Source organism: Exiguobacterium sp. s40, from assembly GCF_018617905.1.
In the GTDB taxonomy this organism is placed as follows: Bacteria; Bacillota; Bacilli; order Exiguobacteriales; family Exiguobacteriaceae; genus Exiguobacterium; species Exiguobacterium mexicanum_A.
Genome location: NZ_JACSLC010000011.1, coordinates 63206 through 84994 on the forward strand (window position 1 = coordinate 63206; position 21789 = coordinate 84994).

The window sequence follows — 21789 nt, forward strand, 5'->3', positions numbered from 1 at the left end:
GTTTTTTGTCAGTAGACGTTTCGTAACGTCTTGATATCAATTTTTTTCATCGGCAAGAACGCTTCTGTCACGCGCGCCAACTGCTCCTTTGTTCCGGTCGTCATCATCTCTTCCATCTCCCACGGCACAATTTGCCAGGAGACGCCATACCGGTCCTTAAGCCAGCCGCACTGTTCTGCTTCCTGGACAGCCGACAGTTTGGCCCAGTAGTCATCAATCTCGGCTTGCGACTCACAAAACGCGATCAGTGACTGCATCTCGTTGAACGCGAATTGATGATGTTCCGCGCTATCCATGGTGACGAACTCGCGTCCGGACAAGACGAAGCGGGCGTAATTGAGCTTCCCTTCCAACTCCGGTCCGTCTGTCGCCTCGTAACGGATCAGATGGTCTTCCAGCACGTACGAATCCGGGAAGATGGAAATCCAGTCGTTCATGGCCGCCTCAGCGCGCCCGAAGACGTCCCCGACGAACAAAAAGCATGGGGTCACCGTCTGGATGTCCATCCCGCCGCTATGCATGATTTGCCAAGAGACACCGTGTTTGTCTTTTAACCAGCCGTAGCGCTCGCTGAAGTCATACGTATCGAGCGGCATGAGCACGTCTGCCCCCTCCACAAGCTCGTTCCATAGCGTCTCTACTTCTTCCGACGTCGGGAACGCAACCATATACGAGATGGACGGGTTGCGTTCCTTCAACGGACCCGCCCCGAGCAGTTGAATGAACTGTCCTGCCAGCGAGACGGTCACAACCGTCGTCTCCCCGGAAGGTGTATCCGTCAGTTTCGTCGTATAGTCGACGAATGAATCCGGAAACTTCGACACGTACCACTCCGCAATCGCCTCGACGTCACCTTCAAACCAAATGCACGGGATAATCGATTGGGTAATCATCGGATTGACTCCTTTCAGACTTCACGCAGACGATACACATCACGGACGGCGAGCAGCGTCTCGGCTGCCTTTCGGTATGCTTGATAATGTGGTGAGTTGATGTGATGGTCGAGCGCCGTCTCGTCTTCATATTGCTCATAAAACACAAACGTACCTGGGGCGTCGATCGACTCATGAAGCACATACGTCAAACATCCCTCTTCTTGTCTCGACGGGGGGATGACCTCGTCGAGCGCTTGCCGCAACGCCTCTTCTTTCCCCGGATGTGCCTTCAAGATAGCGGTGATTGTAATTGCCATATGCGATTCCTCCTCATTTTAGGACTGACGCAAAAACTGTTCCCGTTTTGGAAGAGATGTATACGCAAATGGACACGCCTATTTGTAAAGGCGTGTCCATCGTTTAGACGAGTTCGTTCGCAATCTCGTTCAGTTCTTCAATTTGATCTTTCAACGAAGCTAACGCTTCTTGCTGTGACATCGTCAGCACATGAACGTCTTGACTGTTCACTTCGAGCGCTGTCATTAGTGCTGACATTTGGGAAGTCACTTGGTGAACTTTATTCAGTTCTGATGCGACGACTTGGAGCTGTGTCGACGTCTCATCCACGGTGCTTGCGACCGTTCCTGTCGTTTGGATCATGGAGAGAATCGATGTTCCGCTCTTACGTACTTGTTCTTCCTGCGTCGATAAACGTTCTGTACTACCGTCGATTGCACGTTCCGTCACTTGCACCTCCTGCATGACGAGTTGGATAATATCATTGATTTGAGATGAGGCTTGGGCCGTTTGAGCCGACAGATTCCGAATTTCGGACGCGACGACTGCAAATCCTTTTCCGTGTTCCCCCGCTCGCGCTGCTTCAATTGAAGCGTTGAGCGACAGCAGGTTCGTCTGAGACGAAATCTGCTGGATCGTACCCGTGATGGTCCGCACTTCTTGGAAACGCTCCGCCAATCCTTTAAACGCATGATTGACTTCACTGATACTTAAGTTCAGTTCAGCGAGCGACCGTTCTGTCGAGTCCATATTTTCATGCGATACATGAGCGTCCTGCAAGACCCCACTCACTTGAGACGTCGTCTCCTGGAGCTGTTGTTGCATCCGCTCAAACGCCTGTACAGTTGAACGAATTTGCGAAGCGACGTTTTGAATCAGACCTGCTTGTTCCGACGTCCGTTTCGTCATCAAACCGATTTGTTCTGTCACTTGCTCCGAAGCATTTGTGACAGAGTCGACTGAATCATTCATCGTGAAGACGGCCCCATGAAGTGTGGTCGCACTCGCTGTCGTCTTCGCCATCGTTAGCTCGAGTTCGCTAGCGTGTTGTTCTGACTTTTCTTGTTGCGTGAACGTCTCATGTAACAACTTCGCACCAAAGAATGACACAAAGTATGCGCCAGACAAAGCCATTGTGAGCACAGTGAACCAAATGACGAGATCGAGCGGCGTTTCAAATGAAAAGCGCCCAATCAATACAGCTCCGACCGATACGATAAACGCGAGAATGCTGCCGTACAGCACAAGATGCCGATTCAAGTACATCAACATCAATACGATATACAGAAAGACGATATTTTGAATCGTAGTACCTGGCAGCGTCAAGATAATTGCTGAAGCTGCAATGTACATCAACGTGACGAGCCCATACTTCAACCAAGTATGTTCCACATAGAAGCGATGGCCCAGCCATGATGCGGCTTGAATGACACCACCTATCAGAATAAAATTGACTGCGCCTTGCCCCGCGAGCTCCCCCATCCAATACAAAACACCCATGATCGGATAAGAGAGGAAAAATAAAATAATCACCATGCGCGATACAAACAACGAACTCATTTTTTCAAAATGATTCACCATAATTGTTACCTACTTTCAATAGAATAAAGATCTATATTATATTTCGGCGTATTTTTATTAATCTCAAGTCCGTCTTTCTCCATTTCGCTGACATTGACTCAACAAATAAAAACAGCACAACAATTGTTGTGCTGTCCATCGCAAAATTTAGTCTCTATCTTTACTTTTTTGTTTAAATGGCCACCATACCCCGTCCCCGAACGATACGGTGATCGCTGGGATGAGCAGTGGCAACACAATCAATCCGTATAACAACAGTCCGGTGATAACGATCGTCGCAATCTGGACGAGACTGAGCACGCCAGACGGAATCATCGCCCCGAACGTACCGGCAAGAATGACGGCCGCGGTCATGATGACCGTCCCCATCTTCGTCATCGAATGGACGAGCGCGTCGCGCACCGTCATCCCGTTGATCGACTCCTCGCGGAACCGATCGAGCAGGAAAATCGAATAGTCGATGCCGAGGGCGATTAACATGACGAACCCGAAGAACGGAACAGCCCAACTGATGCCGTCATAACCGAGTCCTTCGACAAAGATGAGCTCTGTGATGGCTGCTGACGTATAATACGTCAATAAGAGCGACCCGATCATGTAGAGCGGCATGATCATCGAGCGGAACAACACCGTCAAGACGATAAAGAGCGTCACGAGCATGATGGCGACGGTCCGATTGAAGTCGTTCGTCGACGTCTCATTCAAGTCGCTGTTAATGCTCGAGATACCGGCATACCCAATCGTTGCCTCCGCGAACGGCGTATCGGTGACGACCCGGTCCATCGTCGCTTTCACGGTCTCGACCGTGTCAATCGCTTCCGGCGAATATGGGTCCATTTCGAGGATGACTTCGAGCTGTGTCGCCGTCCCGTCGTCAAACACGTAGCGCTCGACAGCTGGAGCGAACTCCTCTGACGTGAGCGTCCCTTCCGGTAGATAGACGCCCGTATCGCGCAGGCTGTCCGAGCTACTGAGGTCTGATAGGAATGTTGCCGCTTCATTGATACCTGTCTCGATTTGAGCGAGCCCTGCGTTCGCTTCACCGACACCAGCAGCGAGTTGTCCGAGACCCGTTCCGAGTTCACCGACTTGGGCGCCTTGTGCCGTTAACGCCGTAGCTGCCTCATTGATACCTGCTTCAATTTGACCGAGACCAGCAGAAACTTGCCCAAGTCCCGCCACGGTCGCAGGAATATTTTGCGAAGTCGTCAACCCTTGCCCAATCAATCCAAGTTGCGCGTTCAATTGACCAAGTCCCGCTGCCGCTTCTGCGAGCGGAGCTCCAGCGTTCGCTGAACCAGCAGGAAGTTGAGTGACGATTGCTTCAAGCCCAGACTCGACTTGCGCGAGTCCTTCTTGGACGTCGCCGAGACCCGTCTCGGCCTCCGTCAATCCTGCACTTACTTGTTCGAGCTGGGTATCCACATAAAAGTCATCAATGACGTCACCCGTCGGCCGCGTCACGGAACGAACGCCGCTTACACCATCGATTTTTTCAAGTTCATTCGAGAATTTCTCGATATACGGAATATCTGTTTCAGACAACGCGCCATCTTGTTTTAGAATGACTTGGACCGGGAGCGACTCTCCTTGCCCGAATCCTTCTGAAATCAAGTTGAGCCCACGTACGGAATCATAATCGTCACCGATCTCGTCGACCGTATTGAACGACCGGGCGTCGTCATACGTGAACAACACCGGTACGGTGATCAGTGCGACGACTAAAATCGAGACGAACGGTCGATTGACCGAGAGACGACTGAACCCAGCCCAAAGGCGGCTATCGCGGTGCTCCCCTGCCTTCTTCGACGGCCAGAACAAACGATGCTTGAGCGTCGCCATAAAGAACGGGACGACCGTGAACAAGATTAACAGTAAGACAGCAATCCCGACCGCGACGGCGACGGCTGATTTGAAGATTGGGAAATCGGCGAAACCGATAGCCGCAAAGCCGACGAACACGGCGAGACCGCTGATGAGGACTGTCCGCCCTGCCGTTTTGTACGTGTTGACGATGGCATCTTCAATCGCGTGACCCGCCCCAAGCTCTTCTTTATAACGACTGAGGAGCAAAATACAGTAGTCGGTCCCGATTCCAAACAGGATGGCCACGAGGAAAATCTGCGTATAGTTCGAGACCGGGAAACCAAACCAATCAACAAAGAATGCGACGAACGATTGGCTCAATAAATACGTGAATCCGACCGCGATGAGCGGGATGAACGGCGTCACGATTGAGCGGAACACGAGCAGGAGCAGTCCGAAAATGAGCACGACCGTGATGATTTCCGTCTTCTTCAAGCCTTCCTGCGCACTCAAGTTCACATCGTTGTTGATGATTTCTTCACCTGTGATGTAGACGGTCTCGTCTTCCGGGAGGATGTTCGCCCGCACGTCGTCCGCGAAGGTGTTGATGTCTTCCATCGACCCTTCGACCGTGATTGGGACGAGCACAATGCGGCCGTCCTCCGAGACGAGCTGTGCTTCCGTCTCTTCACTTTCAAACGGGTCGAGTACGTCTTTGACGACCGTGTCGTTTTGTTTCATCTCGTCGATGACCCGGGAAATATCGGCCCGTTCGGCATCACCGAGCGTTTCGAACTCATAGACGAGCGAGATCGTCTTATCGCTCTTCCCGGCGGCGTTCAAGATGTCCTGCGCCCGCTGCGAGTCCATGTCCTCTGATAATTGGAAGCTGCCGGCTTGTTCGGCCTGCTTCGTCAAGTTCGGCGCCATCACAAACAAGGCAACCGTCAAGACGATGAGACCGATCAAGATGCCCCAGCGCCATTGGATGATTTTATGCACGTGTTATTCCTCCCCAATTCGAAGCAGCTGTTTAATTTTCCGGAACGTCCGGACGAACTGTTCGATTTCTGTCTCTTCGATGTTTCCGTCGAGCAACGATTCGACGTAACGGTAGACGGCCGCATCTGCTTCTTCGACGATGCGATGTCCGGCTTCCGTCAACTCGATCAACCGCTCGCGCTGGTCATGCCCGCGTCGACTGACGACGAGCTCTTTGTCGACGAGCTTTTTTAACCGGTTGGAGACGGCGCTCTTATGAACTCCTTGTTTTTGGGCCAACTGGCCGGCTTGAATCGGACCGAACTGTTCGAGCAGCTTGAGCAGCTGCAGTTGTTCCCGCGAATAGTCATGCCAGACGTCACCGTCCATCGCCTCGATGACATGCTCCGCACCTTGGAACATGACCTCTTCGAACAACTGGACGGCCTCCCGCATCAATTCTTTCATTTTGGTTTACCCCCTAAACTAGATAAAGATAGTTTATGCCCTAAACTAAGAGCGGTCAACTAAAATGACCGATGAAGCCGCTCCTTCATCGGTCGAGTGGATATACATACGTATAAAACGTCAGCGTTTGTCCTCCCCATTCCATCTGTCGTACCTCGCCGTCACGGATAAAACCGGCACCCCTTAATACGTGTTGGGACGCCACATTGTCGCTCGTCGTCTCAGCTCTCAATCGATTGAATCCAGGCAACTCGAACGTCAACAATTGTCGCAGGGCCGTCGTGGCATATCCGCGTCCCCCATGCTCCGCTCCGACCCGGTAACCGACCTCGCCAGTGTCGGCATCGGTATGATGAACGTTCAGACGCCCGACGATTGTGTCGTCGCGCCAAATCAAGTAATAGTACCCGTCCCCGTTCGTCTGCTCGCTCAATAGTTGCTGCAACGCCTGATGGAATGATTCCGGCTCATAGTAGGTATCGCCTCGGCTCGGAATGGAACGCTCGAAATACGTGCGATTCTCGCACTCGAACACATACAGCAACGCCTCATCTTGAAGACGTAACGCCTTTACGCTTACCCGATCCATGTGACGAGCGCCTCCCGCTGTCTCGACGCCTGGGCGAAGACACGTTTCAACTCATCGAACTGGTCCAATAAGTACTGTTTTTCCTCGAGTCCCCACTCCCGTTCAAATGGGTACAGTTCCTGCTCGTTCATCGTCGCGACGTCGTAGCGCGCTTCTAGCGCCTCCAGCTCGATGTATTGAAGTCGGGTCGACAAGTCCTCGACTTCTCCCGGCATCAAATAGGCGATGCCCGTCTCTTCGTCGATGACATCCCCTCCGAAGACTGCCTTCCCGAGCGAATGACGGTCGATCTCGTTCAAATCGGTCGCCCCGGTCAATAAAAAGTAAAGACCGTGCCACGCCTTATCGATATCGGTCTGTCGTTCCTCATCTTCTAACAGTTGCTCGAAACGCTCCGGCTCTTGAAGCAGTGCTGTCAAATCTTCGACCGATACCCGCATGTATGCGCCAATCATCCCCATGTCTGATTCCCCTCTCCAATTCATATGTCTGACTATTCGGCACGGTCATGAAAAAAACCTTCCGAAGAAGGTTTAGCGCATCGCTTCCGCGACACGGAGTCCTGAGACGTACGCGCTCTCGAACCGAGTCCGGCCTGAAGCGTCATCCGGCTCGAGGAAGACGTCACCGGCCAAGAAAATCGGCTCGTCCCGCAATCGATGGTAAGGCTCGTTCCAGACGTCGGTCGCCTGCGCATAGCGCCACCGTTTCAACTGCCTCGATTGAATCACCGCCGACCCTGTCACCGTTTGCAACAGGCGCTCAATCTCACGAAGCGTGTCTTCGTCCGCTCGTTCATACCACTCCTCGCTCCACGACTCGTCCATATAGACACTGACGAGTTCGGTCGCCGAGATGCCTTTTTGGCGGTTGTTGATGACTTTCAAGATACCCGGCGCCAAGTCTGTATCGAGATTCCCGTCCGGACCGATGGGAGTATCGCTTGCCAATTCGAACAAACCGACAAACGTCGGGGCGTACGTCAATTCACGTAACGCCGCATCGACCGGAAAATCTGCGAGCAAGTCGAGCGTCTGCGGGAGCGGCGACGTGATGAGGAGACGGTCATACTGTCGCGTCGTCACATCCGTCTTGACACTGACCTGACCATCTCGGGTCGTGACCGTCTCGACCCGCTCGTTCAAATGGACGGTCAACCCGTCGGCCAACCGTTTGGCCAAGGCGTTCATCCCATCGACGGCGACGTAGCGCGGATACGGGTCAGCGTACCAGACGTTCACCCACCCTCTCGTCTGCCAGTCGGCGACATCTTGTTTGAGTTCTTCCCCTCGTACGGTGAAATAGACAGCACCGTGATCGGCTTTGCCGTCTCCGATCCGCCTCGTCGCCAAGCGTCCCCCAACGCTCCGACTCTTCTCAATCAATTCAACTGTATGGCCGTGACGGGCGAGGTCGCGTGCTGCGACAATCCCGCTCAGTCCGGCACCAATAATACCGATGTTCATGTCCATTCCCCCTTCTGTCAGGAAGATTGTATCATGGCCGAGGACTCATACGCCGGAACCGATGCGCTTCACGCCGAGCGATTCCATTGCTCGTCATACTCGATACGCGCGTCTTCATACATGACGGCGAAACGGCTGACGATGAACGGGCGGATGAGTGCTAGTGCGACAAGGAAAATCCATGACCCGAGGATGACTAAATCAAGTTGCATATAAAAAATCAAACCGATAAGATACATCGGAACGAATGGCAAAATGAGTTTGAACGCATCCCACTTTCGTCCGCGCATCATCGTTCTCGATTTTGTGATTGCCTCTGTAGCAGACAGTTCTGGTTCGTCGCGTAAGATGAAGTATGTGAACGCATACGAGAAATACTTTATGATTCCTGGTACGACTAGCAACAATGTCCATAGTACTTGGAACAATATGACGAGAATTGTTGCGAGCAAATGTTTTCCATAACGGTGACGAAACGGGTCGAACACATCACTCCAGCGAATCGGCTGATCTCGTACCGTCTTTAAGATGAGCCAGCTGTATCCGACGTTAACCGGATAAAGGGCGATATAAACTAAGATGCCACCTAAACTGAGCACGGTCAGCGGCAGTGACTCCACCGTCAAACCGTAATAAGTCGGGTCTGCCATCAACCCCAATTCTAACATCACAGAGCAGGCGAACGACCAGATGAGTAATAGCCCTGCCTTTCCTTTTAACGCTTTGTGCGCCCGTTCATTCCATGTCTGAATCATCTTGTTTCCCCTTTTCGTTCGTCTTTCCTGTCTTATACGCAACGTGATGGAAAATGTTTCAAACTCCACAAAAAAACAGGGCGCTCGCCCTGTCCATCACTCTTCCCGATATTCTAAAATGTCGCCCGGCTGACAGTCGAGCGCCTGACAGATTGCTTCGAGCGTCGAGAAACGAATTGCTTTCGCTTTGCCCGTCTTTAAAATCGACAAGTTTGCCATTGTGATGCCCACTTTTTCAGACAGCTCGGTCACACTCATCTTTCGTTTCGCCAACATTACGTCAAGATTTACGATAATCGCCATCTATCTCACCTCAGACCGTCAAATCATTTTCTTGCTTCATGTCGATGGCACGCTTCAATAGTTTCTGTAACAGTTCCGCGAATACGGCGACGACGAACGCGGCAAACACTAAGACGAGCCCGATGAGAAGGAATCCAGGCGCATCATCTCGCTCGGCGAACCAGTAGAAGAACGGGAGCGTCCCGATATAAACGGCCGTGATTGTCAACGCACAATACTTGATTGTGCGGAGTGATTGGACAGCCCGATACGAGAACCCTTCGTCGCGGTCAATCAACCGTAGCAACATGAACGCTTGGAACAGCGCAATGAAGAACGGGATGGCCGATACGTACATGCCAATCACAATCGGGCGAATTGAGTCCTCAATCCAACTCCCGCTCTCGACCGCCTCGCGCCAAATGTACGGAAGCAAAAACAAGCAGGCCGCCACAATCGGGACAGCCAGAACGAATACGGCCAGCCGTAAAAAAACCGTCTCTCGTTTCATGATGAAGCCACCTCACTTCGTTTGATAGCTTCATCATAACCTCATTTTTATCGTTTATCAATAAATAATCATCGTAAATAAATAAAAACCTCAGATTTCTCTGAGGTTCATCCTTAGTTCATGGCTTCGAGTTCATCCTCTGTGACCCATTTATGGTTCGTGACGTCTTCCCCGTCGTTTGTGGTGAAATCGACCATATACACCCTCGTCTGTTCGGCCGAATCAATCGTCGCCTCGGCGCCGTCCATCCCGTCCATGTGGTCCGTGGCCAGAGTGGCTTCGGTCCCTTCTTCTAACGGTGCCTCACCTGGATTGTCGAGTTCTTCATGGATGACCCACTTGTGATCTTCGACCGGGTCACCTCCATCAGTCGGGGTATAAGAAACCGAATAGACGGTCGTGTCATAAGCACCGACGATTGTCGCCTCGGTGCCATCCATGCCCGGCATGTGGTCGGCCGTCATCATCGCGGTCGACCCGACCGGGAACGTCGGATCTGTCGCTTCACTTAACCCGCTCGGCACCTCCCCTGATCCCGAATGGTCCATCATCGAATGGTCCGAATGTTCTTCTGTCGAATCGCTCGTCTGTTCCTCCTCAGCATCCCCACAAGCTGCCAAAGTCGTCGCCAGCAACATCGCGCTCAAACCCGTCATCCATTTTTTCTGTCTCATCGAATCTCTCCCTTACGTCTTTATGTGTATATGTTACCCTGCTATCGAGGTGATGAGACGTTTTTGAGACCGATACGATGATTTGTTATCGCTTTGACACATTAAAAGACCGCCTCGCGGCGATCTTTTAATTAATGCGCATGCTTCACATCCTCGAATAGTCCGAGCGCGAAACCGGCCACCGCTCCGATTGTCGTCACGATGAGCACGTAATTCAAATCGACCCCTTGCCAAAATTGGCCTTGAATCACATTCGTGACTTCAATCAAAAAGGTCAACACGAGTGCCGTGATGAAGCTGGCCAATAGGAAGAAGCTAAGTGCTTTCTTCCCGTACACGATGACACCGAGCATCGTACCGAAGGCCGTCGTCACCATAATCAGGAATGCCGTGTTTCCGTACGTGTCACCGAGTGATGGGAAGATGGCCGTGAACGTTTCGCCGACCGCAAACCCGAGCAAGATGGCGGCGACCATGCCAATCGTGCTCAATCCGACATTTCGAATCAAGTGTTCACGGTGACCGAGCAATAAGAACAACAGGACGCTGCCGACGACACCGGTGAGGAACGTGACGAGCACACCGGTTTCAATAAAGAGACTGAAGAGGAAACTGCTGAGCAGGAACGACCCTAAACCGATCAACAACCCGATTGCCCAATGGGTCCGGTGACCTCCATGGACAATGTTCATGATGTTCATCCCCTTTATATGCTTTACTATCCTATTGACCACTTTTCTAATAATCAAACGAGTTCTATCATTTAATATGGCGCTTGACTGTAGAATTCCTCACATCGTCACAAAAAGACCGTCCCCGAACGAATCACGGGACGGCCTTTGCCTCAATGGTGCTTGATTTTTCTCAAGAAAACCAACATCGGGAGGAGCAAGAGCGCCGCTGCCCCGAGCCCTCCTTGAATCGACGTGTACAGGGCGAGCAGTCCAATCAACGGTCCCCCGGCGACTTGACCGAACGCGTCGACCTGACCGAACATCGACAAAATCGTCGCTCGGCCTTTCGACGGGAGCCGCTCGTTCGTCATGACGCTCATAAGCGGGTAGTGCACGTTGCGCAGTGCCGCAATCGTCCAATACAGCAACACGGCCACCCAAAACTGTCCGACCCAAGCGAAAGCAAGCATCGCAACGATGAGCAACACGTTGAACCAAAACAAGGTCGTCGCATAGCGTCCTTTGACGTATAGCTCGACACCTTTCAACACCAGCATGTTGAATAGAAACGCGACGGCATAGAACAAGCCGAACCAATACACGGCCGCCTGTTCCGACAACTGGAACGTCTCAATCAAATGCGCCCCCATAACCGGTCGAATCCTTCACTAGCGAGACCCCAGACGAGCGTGATGGCAGCCAAGTCGACGAGAATCGAATTGCCGCGGATATGGGTGTATCCGTCCCGAACCGTCCGTTTTGATTGCACGAGATTCGACGTATCGGCTCGCGTGATCGGTTCGAACCGCGTCTCTGACAAGACGCGCCATGCGATAATCGCGAGCATGACCAACATCCCACCGGCGAGCACGATTGTCGTTTGGACGGACGTGACTTCGGCGAGGAGCACAGCAAGCCCAATTCCGACGAAGCGGCCGAGCGAACTATATTGAGCGCCTCGCAAAAACACTTGTTCTAACCCGTCATTCCCCATCTCATCGGCAATCCATGCCTGTTCGGCCCCGCTGATGAATGTCCAGCCGATACCCCATAGCGCTGACGCGACCGCGATGGCCCAAAATTCAGGGATGCCCCCTTCTAGCAAATGGGCCAGTCCAATCAAACCGATGCCGATGACCATCGACTGCTTCCGTCCATATAAATCGGCGACGAGACCGGTGGGCAGCTCGAATAGTAAAATTGATACTTCTAAAATCGTTCCGATCAAGACGAGTTGTAACGCATTCAACTCGGCGGTCGTCACATAATAGATGGCGTTCAACGTGAACACCATCTGTATGATGAGCGAGCGCGAACTCGTGACCGCATAGTAAAGCTGTTGAATCTTCAATTGTATGGTTCCTCCGATAGTTTGTTCCAATACAGTGAATCATCGGAGGAGGTGGCCAACTTATGAACGCACGTCCTCCGGCAGGATGAATGTGTTAACTAGTTGGATTCGCATGGCGTTCTCTCCTTAGTCGTTATACCTTCAGTATACAAGCCGGTTCGCATGACGTAAATCACAACAAAAAAAGCCAAGATCCCGAAAGATCTTGGCCTATCATTTATTCGACTGTGACTGATTTCGCCAAGTTACGTGGCTTGTCGACATCGCAATCACGCGCAAGTGCCGCGTAATACGAGATGAGTTGAAGCGGTAACACCGTCACGAGCGGCGTGAGCAGTGGCTCGACACGCGGCAAGACGAATGAATCACTCTCGTGTTCCATGCCTTCCATCGAGATCGTGCAGGCAACGGCGCCACGGGCGACAACTTCCTTGATGTTTCCACGGATGTTGAGGTGCGTGTTCGGTTGCGAGACGAGCGTGATGACCGGTGTGCCATCTTCAATCAAGGCGATCGGTCCGTGCTTGAGCTCACCACCTGGGTAGCCTTCTGCTTGGATATACGAGATCTCTTTGAGCTTGAGGGCACCTTCGAGACCGACGTATGAGTCCATGCCGCGACCGAGGAAGAACGCGTTGCGTGACTCTTTCAAGAACTTGTCTGCCAATTGCTCAAAGATTTCTTTTTGAGCCATGACCGAGTCCATGATCGTCGCGACACGCGCGAGCTCTGTCATGAGGTCAAACGGAAGCTTCTTGCCGTTCGCACGAGCGATGTCGTAGGCGAGGATGGCGAGCACGGCGATTTGGGCCGTGTATGCTTTCGTCGATGCGACCGCGATCTCCGGGCCGGCGTGGAGGAGCATCGTTTCGTTCGCTTCACGTGAGAGCGTCGAACCGGCAACGTTCGTGAGTGTGAGCGCCTTGTAGCCGCGCTTCTTCACTTCGACGAGGACGGCCCGGCTGTCCGCTGTCTCACCTGATTGTGAGATGAAGAGGAATAACGGCTTCTCCGTGAGGAGCGGCATGTTGTAACCGAATTCTGAAGCGACGTGCACTTCTGTCGGCACACCTGCGACGCGCTCGATCAATTGCTTGCCGACGAGACCAGCGTGGTAGCTCGTACCACAGGCGACGATATAGATGCGGTCCGCTTCTGAGACGAGCGAGCGCACGCCTTCTGTGAGCTCGATGTCACCGGCGTCGTTCTGGTAGTGCTGGATGATGTTGCGGATGACGGCCGGTTGCTCGTCCATCTCCTTCAACATGTAGTGCGCGTACGTGCCTTTCTCGATGTCTGACGCATCGATCTCGGCCGTATACGGGGCACGTTCGAGGACGTCGCCGTCGAGTGTCTTGATCGTCGCCGATTCGCGCGTCAAGATGACGATCTCGCCGTCGTGGAGCTCGAGGTACTGGTCCGTCACTTGGAGCATCGCCATCGCGTCAGACGCCACGACGTTGAACGTGCCGTCGCCGAGTCCGACGAGGAGCGGTGACTTGTTCTTGCCGATATAGAGGCGTTCTTTATCTTCCGAGTCGATCATCGCGATTGCGTACGAGCCGTGGAGCTCAGACAACGTCTTGCGAAACGCTGCCTCGACGTCGCCGAGTTCGACGAAGTTCTTCTCCATCAACTGGACGATGACTTCCGTGTCCGTCTCCGAGAGGAACGGCACGTCGAGTGTCGCCTTGATCTGTTCGTCGTTCTCGATGACACCGTTGTGGACGAGCGTGAAACGGCCCGTCGTGCTCTGGTGCGGGTGGGCGTTCGGCACGCTCGGCACCCCGTGTGTTGCCCATCGTGTGTGGCCGATTCCAATCGTGCCATCTACTTCTGCTGGGACGACTTCGCGTAGCGCAGCAATCCGGCCGACTTCTTTATGCACGTTCACGTTATCATGCATCAAAGCAAGACCTGCCGAGTCGTAACCGCGGTACTCGAGTTTTTCAAGACCTTTGAGAAGGATTTCCTTCGCTCCGGTATTCCCAATCATTCCTACAATTCCACACATACAAAAATCTCCTCTATATTCGATTTCTCGAAAAAGGAAACGGGCTTTTTCTAAGAGCTGTCAACGCGCTCCCCTTTGGCCGTCCGGTCGCCCGGGCGTTTTGAGGGTTTGCTTGTAGTCGTGACAGGCGACTAGGAGGCATCCGCCGAAAACTCGATAACCTCCAACCTCGTCAACTCCGAAGAGTTCTGGCGCTTGTTTCGTACTGGGTGTCCTTCCGTTTCTAAGGTCACGCTCTTAATAGTACAAATCACACCTCCATTCGTCAAGAAAATCACATAATTTCACAGTGACAAAACGGAAACAAAAAGGGAACCCGAGGACGGATTCCCTTGTTTTATTCCCTATTTCGACAGAATTATCCTTCTAAGCCGTAATCTTCGCGGACAACTTGTGCGATTCGTTCGACATAACGGTCACATTCTTCCGAAGTCGGTGCTTCCGCCATGACGCGTACGAGCGGCTCCGTACCAGAGGCGCGGACGAGGATACGGCCGTTGCCGTTCATTTCTGCTTCCGCTTCTTGAATCGTCGCGAGCACACGGTCGCCGTTCATCGCTTCATTCTTATCCGTGACACGGATGTTGACGAGTTTTTGTGGATAGACCGGCATCTCAGCCGCGAGTTCTGACAGCTTGCGGCCTGTAGTCTTCACGATTTGGGCGAGTTGAACGCCAGAGAGCATACCGTCTCCTGTCGTCGAGTGGTCGAGGAAGATGAGGTGACCCGACTGCTCGCCACCGAGTGTGTAGTTGTGTTTCTTCATCTCTTCGACGACATAACGGTCACCGACCGCCGTCTGAAGCGCCGTCATGCCAGCATCTTCAACCGCTTTATGGAAGCCGAGGTTACTCATGACCGTCGCGACAATCGTGTTGTCTTTGAGACGGCCTTTCTCGCTCAAGTACTTCCCGCAAATGTACATGATTTTATCGCCGTCGACGATATCGCCGTTCTCATCAATCGCAATCAAGCGGTCGCCATCGCCATCAAAAGCGAGACCCATGTCCGCTCCTTTATCACGAACGAATTGCGCCAAGTGCTCTGGGTGAGTCGAACCGACACCTTCGTTGATGTTCAAGCCGTTCGGCGAGTTCCCAATCGTCGAGACGTTCGCTTCGAGGTCAGCAAACAGACGGGCTGCCAATCCGCTCGTCGCACCATGGGCGCAGTCGAGGGCGATATGGAGACCGTCGAAATCTTCGTCGACCGTCTGTTTCAACATTTGAAGGTACTTCTGTGCACCTTCATAGTAATCCGAAACAAAGCCAAGGTCTTTCCCGACCGGGCGTGGCAACGTGTCTTCCGCCGCATCCAAAATTGCTTCGATTTCCGCTTCTGTCGCGTCATCGAGTTTAAAGCCGTCGCTACCAAAGAACTTGATGCCGTTATCCGCGACCGGGTTGTGCGACGCCGAGATCATGACACCGGCTGTTGCATCAAGCGACTTCGTCAAATAAGCGACACCCGGCGTCGAGATGACGCCGAGACGCATCACTTCGGCTCCGATTGATAGGAGACCCGCGATAAGTGCACCTTCAAGCATGTGGCCTGAAATGCGTGTGTCACGGCCAATCAAAACTTTTGGCTGTTCGCCGGCTGGCAAGTGTTTCGATAACACGTAGCCGCCCGCACGACCTAAACGATATGCTAATTCTGCTGTCAATTCTGAGTTCGCGACACCGCGGACTCCATCAGTTCCAAAATATTTACCCATAAATTCAATTCCTCACTTTTGTATGATTGAACGCCTCATTGAATCGAGGACGTTTCGGTTTGTTCATCGACACTCGTCAACTCAATGTCGATTGTTTTCGGTGAGACGACGGTCACACCTTTTGGTACTTCATAATCGACGTCGACCCCATGCAGTCCGCTCGGGAGACCTGTCAAATCCAAGGTCACACTCACGCTGTTCGACGTGATGTTTTCCAACAGGGATCGCTTCCCGGACAACGTCACTCCAATCACTTCAGGAGCTTGGAGCGTAAAGTTGGTCCGGTCATACCCCCGCACGGTCACAGGGACCGTCAAGCGAACCCGTTCCGTCAATTCGCCTGTGTCGTCTCGTGTCTCATCTGCAGCCCGGACGAGCAATTGGACTTCCACTTGCTTTGTCGCAAGCGATGAAGCGCCTTCTGGCAAAGCGAGATTGACGGTCACTTTCCCGGTCTTGTCGATGCCGTCTAAATCAATCGGCTCTGTCTCCACGGTGTCGATCGCATCGAGCACGTCTTGTGGCGCAAAGACACGGACTTCCGTCTCTTCAAGCAACGTATCGACAAGTCTGTAATCGTCGGCCACTTCACCAGTCGTGACTGCTTCGATCGGGAAGACGGCACTTTGTTCGTAGACCGGGACCGACACACTGATGATGTTCGGTTCAACAGTCACGTTGAGCGGATTGCCGTTCGCATCTAAAATCGTCGGCGTCAATTCTCGCGTGAACGTTTGACTTTGGTTGGCGACATCGACGTTCAACGTGATCTCTTTGACGTTTTGAATCCGACTGGCACCGCCCGAGACTTTCACCGTTGCCGGTTCAATATCGGCGTCACCGACCACTTTCCCTTCCGGCAACTGCTCTTTGTTCAAAAGGTTGACCGATACGGGAACTTCAATTGTCTGTTTACGGTCGATGTAGATTTCTACTGTATCCCGTTCGAGCTTGACGTTGACGTCTCCGCCAAAGCCGCGTGCCTCAACCGGAACACGGTGGAAGCCGGTCCCGAGATTCGTTAAATCGACGAAGACTTGATAATCTTTCACCAATTTCGTCATCGTTAAACTGCTAGATGGTCCTTGAAGTTCAACGTTCATTTCTTCTGGAACGTTATATGCCACGTACTGCACCTCATCGAAGAACACTTCGACGGGAACGTCGAGCGTCATCGAACTTTGTCCGACGATCGGGAGGGCATTCGTGGAGTTGGTCGACGAACTCGTTTCGGCGACCATGAAATAAAGCAGGATGGCTAAAGCAAGTGCGATGATGCGGAGAAACCATTTATGTTGTAACCACTGATCAATCACTTACTTGTCCCCCCCTTTTTTATTAAAGAACGAGAGCGTCGTCTCTTTTTCTTCAATAACGAGTTCTTGGATCAACTTACTGCGAAGTGCCTCCTCATCCAACTCTCGATACAGACGACCGGCAATCGCGAGTGACACGGCGCCTGTTTCTTCAGAGACGGTGAGGGTCACGCTATCAGTCACTTCACTGACCCCGATGGCGGCCCGGTGTCGTGTCCCTAACGCTTTATCGATGTGCGGGCTCTCGGACAACGGCAAATAACAAGCCGCGGCCGCAATTTTCCCGTCCTGGATAATCATCGCCCCGTCATGCAGCGGGGTGTTCGGAATGAACAGGTTGATAATCAGTTGTGATGTGATGTGCGAATCCATGCGAATCCCGGTCTCGACGTACTCATTCAAGCCCGTATCGCGTTCAATCGCAATCAATGCGCCGATGCGACGTTTTGACATGTATTGCGCCGAACTGACGATCGCTTCGATCATTTGACGTTGCTTATCCTCATCGCTCGTGCTCGTTCGGCCGAACAAATTACTTGTTCGTCCTAAATGCTCGAGTCCTCTTCTGAGTTCTGGTTGGAAGATGATAATGATCCCAAGTAGTCCATATGTGATGATTTGATTCAATAAGAACTGTAACGTCTTCAACCCAAAGAACCCACTAAGGAACCAGCTGACAAGGATGATGGAAATCCCTTTAATCAATTGGACCGCTTTTGTCCCACGTACAATCATCATCAATTTATAGATGACATACGTGACGACGACAATATCTAAAACGTCATTCAAATAATCGTACCAATGTACGTTCTCTGAAAGACTAAAAAATGATAAGAATGATACCTGTTCAAGTAGCGGCAAATGCTCCCCTCCTCAACTACCTAGCCAATTCGTGCAAATTACATTATATCACATTTCCGAAACCGCGCATCGCTAGACAATAAAACGAAACCAGATTGAAACGAACACAAAAAGACGCCGTCTCCGGCGTCTCCGTTAGAAGATTTGTTTGAACGAATACCACATCCACTCAAACATCCGATCGATCTGCTCAAGTTCTCCCGTGACTTCTCCAGCGCTAGCCAGATAAGCCCGACCATTTACAGCCGTCGCGTTCCCATTAACGGTCCCTTCAATTCGAAGGTCCCCGCCTTGGACCGTGATATCCCGCTCGACGGTAACGCCTTCCGGGATGACGACCTCGTTTGACGTGACAACGATGCCCGGCACTTTCGTGTACGTCATCGTCTCTGTCGATTCGTTCCATAGGCCGAGCGTCGCGCTCGACATCAAACTGAAGAATAAGGCGGCCGCCATCAGTCCTGGATGCTTACGGAACCACGTCATCCATTTGGATGGTGGTTTGCGTTTCGTCTGGACTTTTTCTTCAAATCGAGTCACCGGTGTGACATCGACCCGTGCTTTCGCGTCAGGTAGAGATGCCATCACACGGGCTGTAAAATCATCGGATAGTTTCGGCCGTGGTAAGGCCTTCAGTTCGGCATCTATTCGTTCGTATTGAAGGTACGCTTCATATAAGTCGTCGTCCTCCAACAAGTGACGTAGTTCGTCAGATTCTTCGGGCAGGATGCCATCTTCCAAATATTGTTGTACTTTTTCTTCAGGAGTCAATTGAACCCCTCCCTGTTTTGAAAGATTGTCTTTAACATTTCTCTTCCCCGGAAGATCCTTGTTTTAACCGTAGCGACCGGCATATCGATCATGACGCTAATCTCTTTGAGCGATAAATCATCCACGTACTTCAGCAGGAGCGGAATCCGATACTTATCGGGCAACTGCTTAATCGCGTCATGCATCTCGCCTCGAATTTCGCGATGAACGACTTGGGCATCGGGTTGGGGTGCTTCATCAGCCAAATGGTCCTGATAGGTCAAGCCGTCGGTGCCCGCAATCTCGGCATCCATCGAATACTCCGGCTTTCGTTTTCTGAGACGATCGATTGCGACGTTCGTTGCAATGCGATAGAGCCACGTCTTGAACTTGTACTGAGGATCGTACGTATCAATCCGGGTATACGCCCGAATGAACGTCTCCTGGGCTGCGTCTTCCGCTTCGCCACGATCATATAATATCTTATAAGCGACAGCAAAGACACCATCCTTGTACAGTTCTACCAGCTCAGCAAACGAATCATGATTCCCCGACCTCAATTCGTCTACTAAACGGGTGGTCAGCCGTTCCATCAATCCACTTCCCCTCTCCGCAACCTATGCGGTCATCTTTCTATACGAATCATTTTCTATGTAGGTTTCAAAAAAAAATCGTGACAACAAAAAAAGTTCCCAAGTCCATTGTAGCAAAGGGACTTGGAAACCGTAAGGTCATCAGACAGTTTCACCTTCCAATAACAGGTTTTCTTTGGATTTCAAAATCGTCTCGCACAACTCAAACGCCAACTGGGCCGTCGTATCCTCATGGTCAAGCGCCGGATTCAATTCAACCAACTCAATCGCAATCAGATCGTCTGCCTTCATCGCTTCGGCCAAGATCGCTTTTCCTTCCGCGGCCGTCAGACCTTGATCGACCGGCGTCCCGGTACCTGGCACAAGTTTTGCGTCCAAGCTGTCCATGTCGAAACTGAGATAGAAGCGATCGACACGTGCGCGCAAATAAGCGAGTGCTTCTTCCATCATGACGTCGACGCCCCGCGTCCGAATTTCTTCGACCGTGATGACTTTAATGCCAAGACGATTGATTTCTCGAATCTCACCTTCATCGATGTCTCGAAGCGCCATATAGACCAAGTGCTCAGGCGCGAGTTTGGGTTCACGTCCGCCGACTTCAGTCAAGCGAATATCTCCCATTCCCAGCGCCGCAGCAAGCGGCATGCCATGAATATTGCCCGATGGAGACGTTTCTCCCGTATTCAAATCAGCATGTGCGTCGACCCAGATGACGCCGTACGGTCCTGTTTTGGCAAGACCCGCTAGCGTTCCGATTGCCATGCTGTGATCGCCCCCAACGATCAAGGGGAATCGTTTCGCCTGTATCTCGATATCGACGACTTCTGCCAGTTCTTGAACCGTGTATAACACCCCGTCTACGCGTTTCAAATGCTCTTCACTGTTGATCATTTCAGATTCAGGTAACACCCGAATCGTCTGTCGCTTCGTTGAGGCCGGTAATAATGTCTCCAATCCAAGTGTGCGTAACTTTGATGGACCTTGCTCTACGCCATGTTTCCCCTGTCCATAGCGAAGCGGTACTTCAATATATGACCAATTCATCCCCATTTCCCCCTTGAACGTTTAATATCTTCATTGTAAACGTTACCAAAGTCGTGGTTCAACTTCACATTATGATGAATAAACATACAAAAAGGCAGCCTGAATGGTGGCAGGCTGCCTTTCTCTGTACTCTCAAGTGAATGGTTCATGGATTTAGGCAAAAAAAAACTTAAGTCATAAGTAACTTAAGAAAAAAACAAATGGTGGAGCCTAGCGGGATCGAACCGCTGACCTCCTGCGTGCAAGGCAGGCGCTCTCCCAGCTGAGCTAAGGCCCCTTAAAGGGAAAAATATGGAGCGGAAGACGGGATTCGAACCCGCGACCCCGACCTTGGCAAGGTCGTATTCTACCACTGAACTACTTCCGCAAAAACATGGTGAGCCATGCAGGGCTCGAACCTGCGACCCTCTGATTAAAAGTCAGATGCTCTACCAACTGAGCTAATGGCTCAAACCTGGTGGGGGGGGGCGGATTCGAACCGCCGAACCCGAGGGAGCGGATTTACAGTCCGCCGCGTTTAGCCACTTCGCTACCCCCCCAAGGAGTGCCGGCGAAAGGATTCGAACCCTCGACCCTCTGATTACAAGTCAGATGCTCTACCAACTGAGCTACACCGGCATATATGGTTTGATTGGTTAAAATTAAATGGTGGAGGATGACGGGATCGAACCGCCGACCCCCTGCTTGTAAGGCAGGTGCTCTCCCAGCTGAGCTAATCCTCCAAATGGTGACCCGTACGGGATTCGAACCCGTGTTACCGCCGTGAAAGGGCGGTGTCTTAACCGCTTGACCAACGGGCCTTAATATGGCTCCGCAAGTAGGATTTGAACCTACGACCTACCGGTTAACAGCCGGTTGCTCTACCACTGAGCTATTGCGGAACGATCTTGCCTGGCAACGTCCTATCCTCACAGGGGGAGACCCCCAACTACTTTCGGCGCTGAAGCGCTTAACTTCCGTGTTCGGCATGGGAACGGGTGTGGCCGCTTCGCTATCGCCACCAGACAAAAGAATATTAACATCGCCTCGAGGGCGTGTCAATCCATTTCAGGGTTGTTCCCTGAAAACTGAAGACTCATCAATTCATGCAAACCATTAGACTAGATCAAAGCCTCGACCGATTAGTATCATTCAGCTCCACACGTCGCCGTGCTTCCACCCATGACCTATCTACCTCATCGTCT

At 52.0% G+C, this 21789-nt stretch carries 22 protein-coding genes, 8 tRNA genes and 2 rRNA genes; all 32 read right to left on the reverse strand.

Annotated features, from left to right (window positions below):
• Window positions 1–8: 8 nt before the first annotated feature.
• Window positions 9–893: a VOC family protein gene (locus tag KNP02_RS10645; protein WP_214709112.1), complete on the reverse strand. Its 885-nt coding sequence runs from the start codon at window positions 891–893 to the stop codon at window positions 9–11.
• 14 nt (window positions 894–907) lie between these two features.
• Window positions 908–1192 (reverse strand): putative quinol monooxygenase, encoded by a 285-nt coding sequence (locus tag KNP02_RS10650; RefSeq protein ID WP_214709104.1) that lies wholly within the window; start codon window positions 1190–1192, stop codon window positions 908–910.
• A gap of 103 nt (window positions 1193–1295) precedes the next feature.
• Window positions 1296–2753 carry a methyl-accepting chemotaxis protein gene (locus tag KNP02_RS10655; RefSeq protein WP_214751520.1) on the reverse strand — a complete coding sequence of 486 codons (1458 nt, stop codon included), beginning with the start codon at window positions 2751–2753 and terminating at the stop codon, window positions 1296–1298.
• Window positions 2754–2900: 147 nt separating this feature from the next.
• Window positions 2901–5561: an MMPL family transporter gene (locus KNP02_RS10660; protein ID WP_214709102.1), complete on the reverse strand. Its 2661-nt coding sequence runs from the start codon at window positions 5559–5561 to the stop codon at window positions 2901–2903.
• A 3-nt stretch (window positions 5562–5564) separates the two neighbouring features.
• Window positions 5565–6008, reverse strand: coding sequence for a MarR family winged helix-turn-helix transcriptional regulator (locus KNP02_RS10665; protein ID WP_021065862.1), 444 nt, complete (start codon window positions 6006–6008; stop codon window positions 5565–5567).
• A gap of 85 nt (window positions 6009–6093) precedes the next feature.
• The gene (locus tag KNP02_RS10670; protein WP_214709100.1) at window positions 6094–6597 is read right to left on the reverse strand and encodes a GNAT family N-acetyltransferase; all 504 of its coding nucleotides are present in this window, start codon (window positions 6595–6597) and stop codon (window positions 6094–6096) included.
• On the reverse strand, window positions 6585–7058 hold the full coding sequence (locus tag KNP02_RS10675; RefSeq protein ID WP_214709098.1) for a YfbM family protein: 474 nt from the start codon (window positions 7056–7058) through the stop codon (window positions 6585–6587). Before KNP02_RS10675 ends, KNP02_RS10670 begins: the two co-directional genes overlap by 13 nt.
• Before the next feature lie 72 nt (window positions 7059–7130).
• Entirely contained in the window at window positions 7131–8063 is a 933-nt protein-coding gene (locus KNP02_RS10680; protein WP_251129280.1) for an NAD(P)/FAD-dependent oxidoreductase, read from the reverse strand.
• Window positions 8064–8131: 68 nt separating this feature from the next.
• On the reverse strand, window positions 8132–8818 hold the full coding sequence (locus tag KNP02_RS10685) for a DUF975 family protein (RefSeq protein WP_034779744.1): 687 nt from the start codon (window positions 8816–8818) through the stop codon (window positions 8132–8134).
• A 96-nt stretch (window positions 8819–8914) separates the two neighbouring features.
• Complete coding sequence (locus KNP02_RS10690; protein ID WP_021065857.1) at window positions 8915–9121, reverse strand: helix-turn-helix domain-containing protein; 207 nt, start codon at window positions 9119–9121, stop codon at window positions 8915–8917.
• A 10-nt stretch (window positions 9122–9131) separates the two neighbouring features.
• On the reverse strand, window positions 9132–9611 hold the full coding sequence (locus tag KNP02_RS10695; RefSeq protein ID WP_214709094.1) for a DUF2975 domain-containing protein: 480 nt from the start codon (window positions 9609–9611) through the stop codon (window positions 9132–9134).
• Window positions 9612–9724: 113 nt separating this feature from the next.
• Window positions 9725–10285 (reverse strand): YdhK family protein, encoded by a 561-nt coding sequence (locus tag KNP02_RS10700; RefSeq protein ID WP_214709092.1) that lies wholly within the window; start codon window positions 10283–10285, stop codon window positions 9725–9727.
• Window positions 10286–10416: 131 nt separating this feature from the next.
• Window positions 10417–10977 (reverse strand): hypothetical protein, encoded by a 561-nt coding sequence (locus tag KNP02_RS10705; protein ID WP_214709090.1) that lies wholly within the window; start codon window positions 10975–10977, stop codon window positions 10417–10419.
• Window positions 10978–11129: 152 nt separating this feature from the next.
• A complete protein-coding gene (locus KNP02_RS14930) occupies window positions 11130–11609 on the reverse strand; it encodes an MFS transporter (protein ID WP_251129279.1) in 480 nt (159 codons plus the stop codon).
• Window positions 11594–12310, reverse strand: coding sequence for an MFS transporter (locus KNP02_RS14935; protein ID WP_251129278.1), 717 nt, complete (start codon window positions 12308–12310; stop codon window positions 11594–11596). Before KNP02_RS14935 ends, KNP02_RS14930 begins: the two co-directional genes overlap by 16 nt.
• Window positions 12311–12527: 217 nt before the next feature.
• Window positions 12528–14324, reverse strand: a complete 1797-nt coding sequence (glmS, locus tag KNP02_RS10715) for a glutamine--fructose-6-phosphate transaminase (isomerizing) (protein WP_214709088.1) — start codon at window positions 14322–14324, stop codon at window positions 12528–12530.
• Window positions 14325–14682: 358 nt separating this feature from the next.
• The gene (glmM, locus tag KNP02_RS10720) at window positions 14683–16041 is read right to left on the reverse strand and encodes a phosphoglucosamine mutase (protein WP_034779759.1); all 1359 of its coding nucleotides are present in this window, start codon (window positions 16039–16041) and stop codon (window positions 14683–14685) included.
• 35 nt (window positions 16042–16076) lie between these two features.
• Window positions 16077–17357, reverse strand: coding sequence for a CdaR family protein (locus KNP02_RS10725; protein WP_214709086.1), 1281 nt, complete (start codon window positions 17355–17357; stop codon window positions 16077–16079).
• Complete coding sequence (gene cdaA / locus KNP02_RS10730; protein WP_034779763.1) at window positions 17358–18218, reverse strand: diadenylate cyclase CdaA; 861 nt, start codon at window positions 18216–18218, stop codon at window positions 17358–17360.
• A gap of 135 nt (window positions 18219–18353) precedes the next feature.
• The gene (locus KNP02_RS10735; RefSeq protein WP_214709084.1) at window positions 18354–18989 is read right to left on the reverse strand and encodes a bactofilin family protein; all 636 of its coding nucleotides are present in this window, start codon (window positions 18987–18989) and stop codon (window positions 18354–18356) included.
• Window positions 18986–19561, reverse strand: coding sequence for an RNA polymerase sigma factor SigW (gene sigW / locus KNP02_RS10740; protein ID WP_114166576.1), 576 nt, complete (start codon window positions 19559–19561; stop codon window positions 18986–18988). Before sigW ends, KNP02_RS10735 begins: the two co-directional genes overlap by 4 nt.
• A 141-nt stretch (window positions 19562–19702) precedes the next feature.
• Complete coding sequence (gene rocF / locus KNP02_RS10745) at window positions 19703–20605, reverse strand: arginase (protein WP_214709082.1); 903 nt, start codon at window positions 20603–20605, stop codon at window positions 19703–19705.
• Window positions 20606–20806: 201 nt separating this feature from the next.
• A tRNA-Ala gene (locus tag KNP02_RS10750) sits at window positions 20807–20882 on the reverse strand.
• Between the two features lie 15 nt (window positions 20883–20897).
• Window positions 20898–20972, reverse strand: a tRNA-Gly gene (locus KNP02_RS10755).
• A 7-nt stretch (window positions 20973–20979) separates the two neighbouring features.
• Window positions 20980–21055, reverse strand: a tRNA-Lys gene (locus KNP02_RS10760).
• Window positions 21056–21060: 5 nt separating this feature from the next.
• A tRNA-Tyr gene (locus KNP02_RS10765) sits at window positions 21061–21144 on the reverse strand.
• A 6-nt stretch (window positions 21145–21150) separates the two neighbouring features.
• Window positions 21151–21223, reverse strand: a tRNA-Thr gene (locus KNP02_RS10770).
• 28 nt (window positions 21224–21251) lie between these two features.
• Window positions 21252–21327: transfer RNA gene (locus tag KNP02_RS10775), tRNA-Val, on the reverse strand.
• A gap of 3 nt (window positions 21328–21330) precedes the next feature.
• Window positions 21331–21405 (reverse strand) — tRNA-Glu (locus KNP02_RS10780).
• A 6-nt stretch (window positions 21406–21411) separates the two neighbouring features.
• Window positions 21412–21486 (reverse strand) — tRNA-Asn (locus KNP02_RS10785).
• 8 nt (window positions 21487–21494) lie between these two features.
• Window positions 21495–21610, reverse strand: a 5S ribosomal RNA gene (gene rrf / locus KNP02_RS10790).
• Between the two features lie 96 nt (window positions 21611–21706).
• Window positions 21707–21789, reverse strand: a 23S ribosomal RNA gene (locus KNP02_RS10795); the annotation flags it as partial.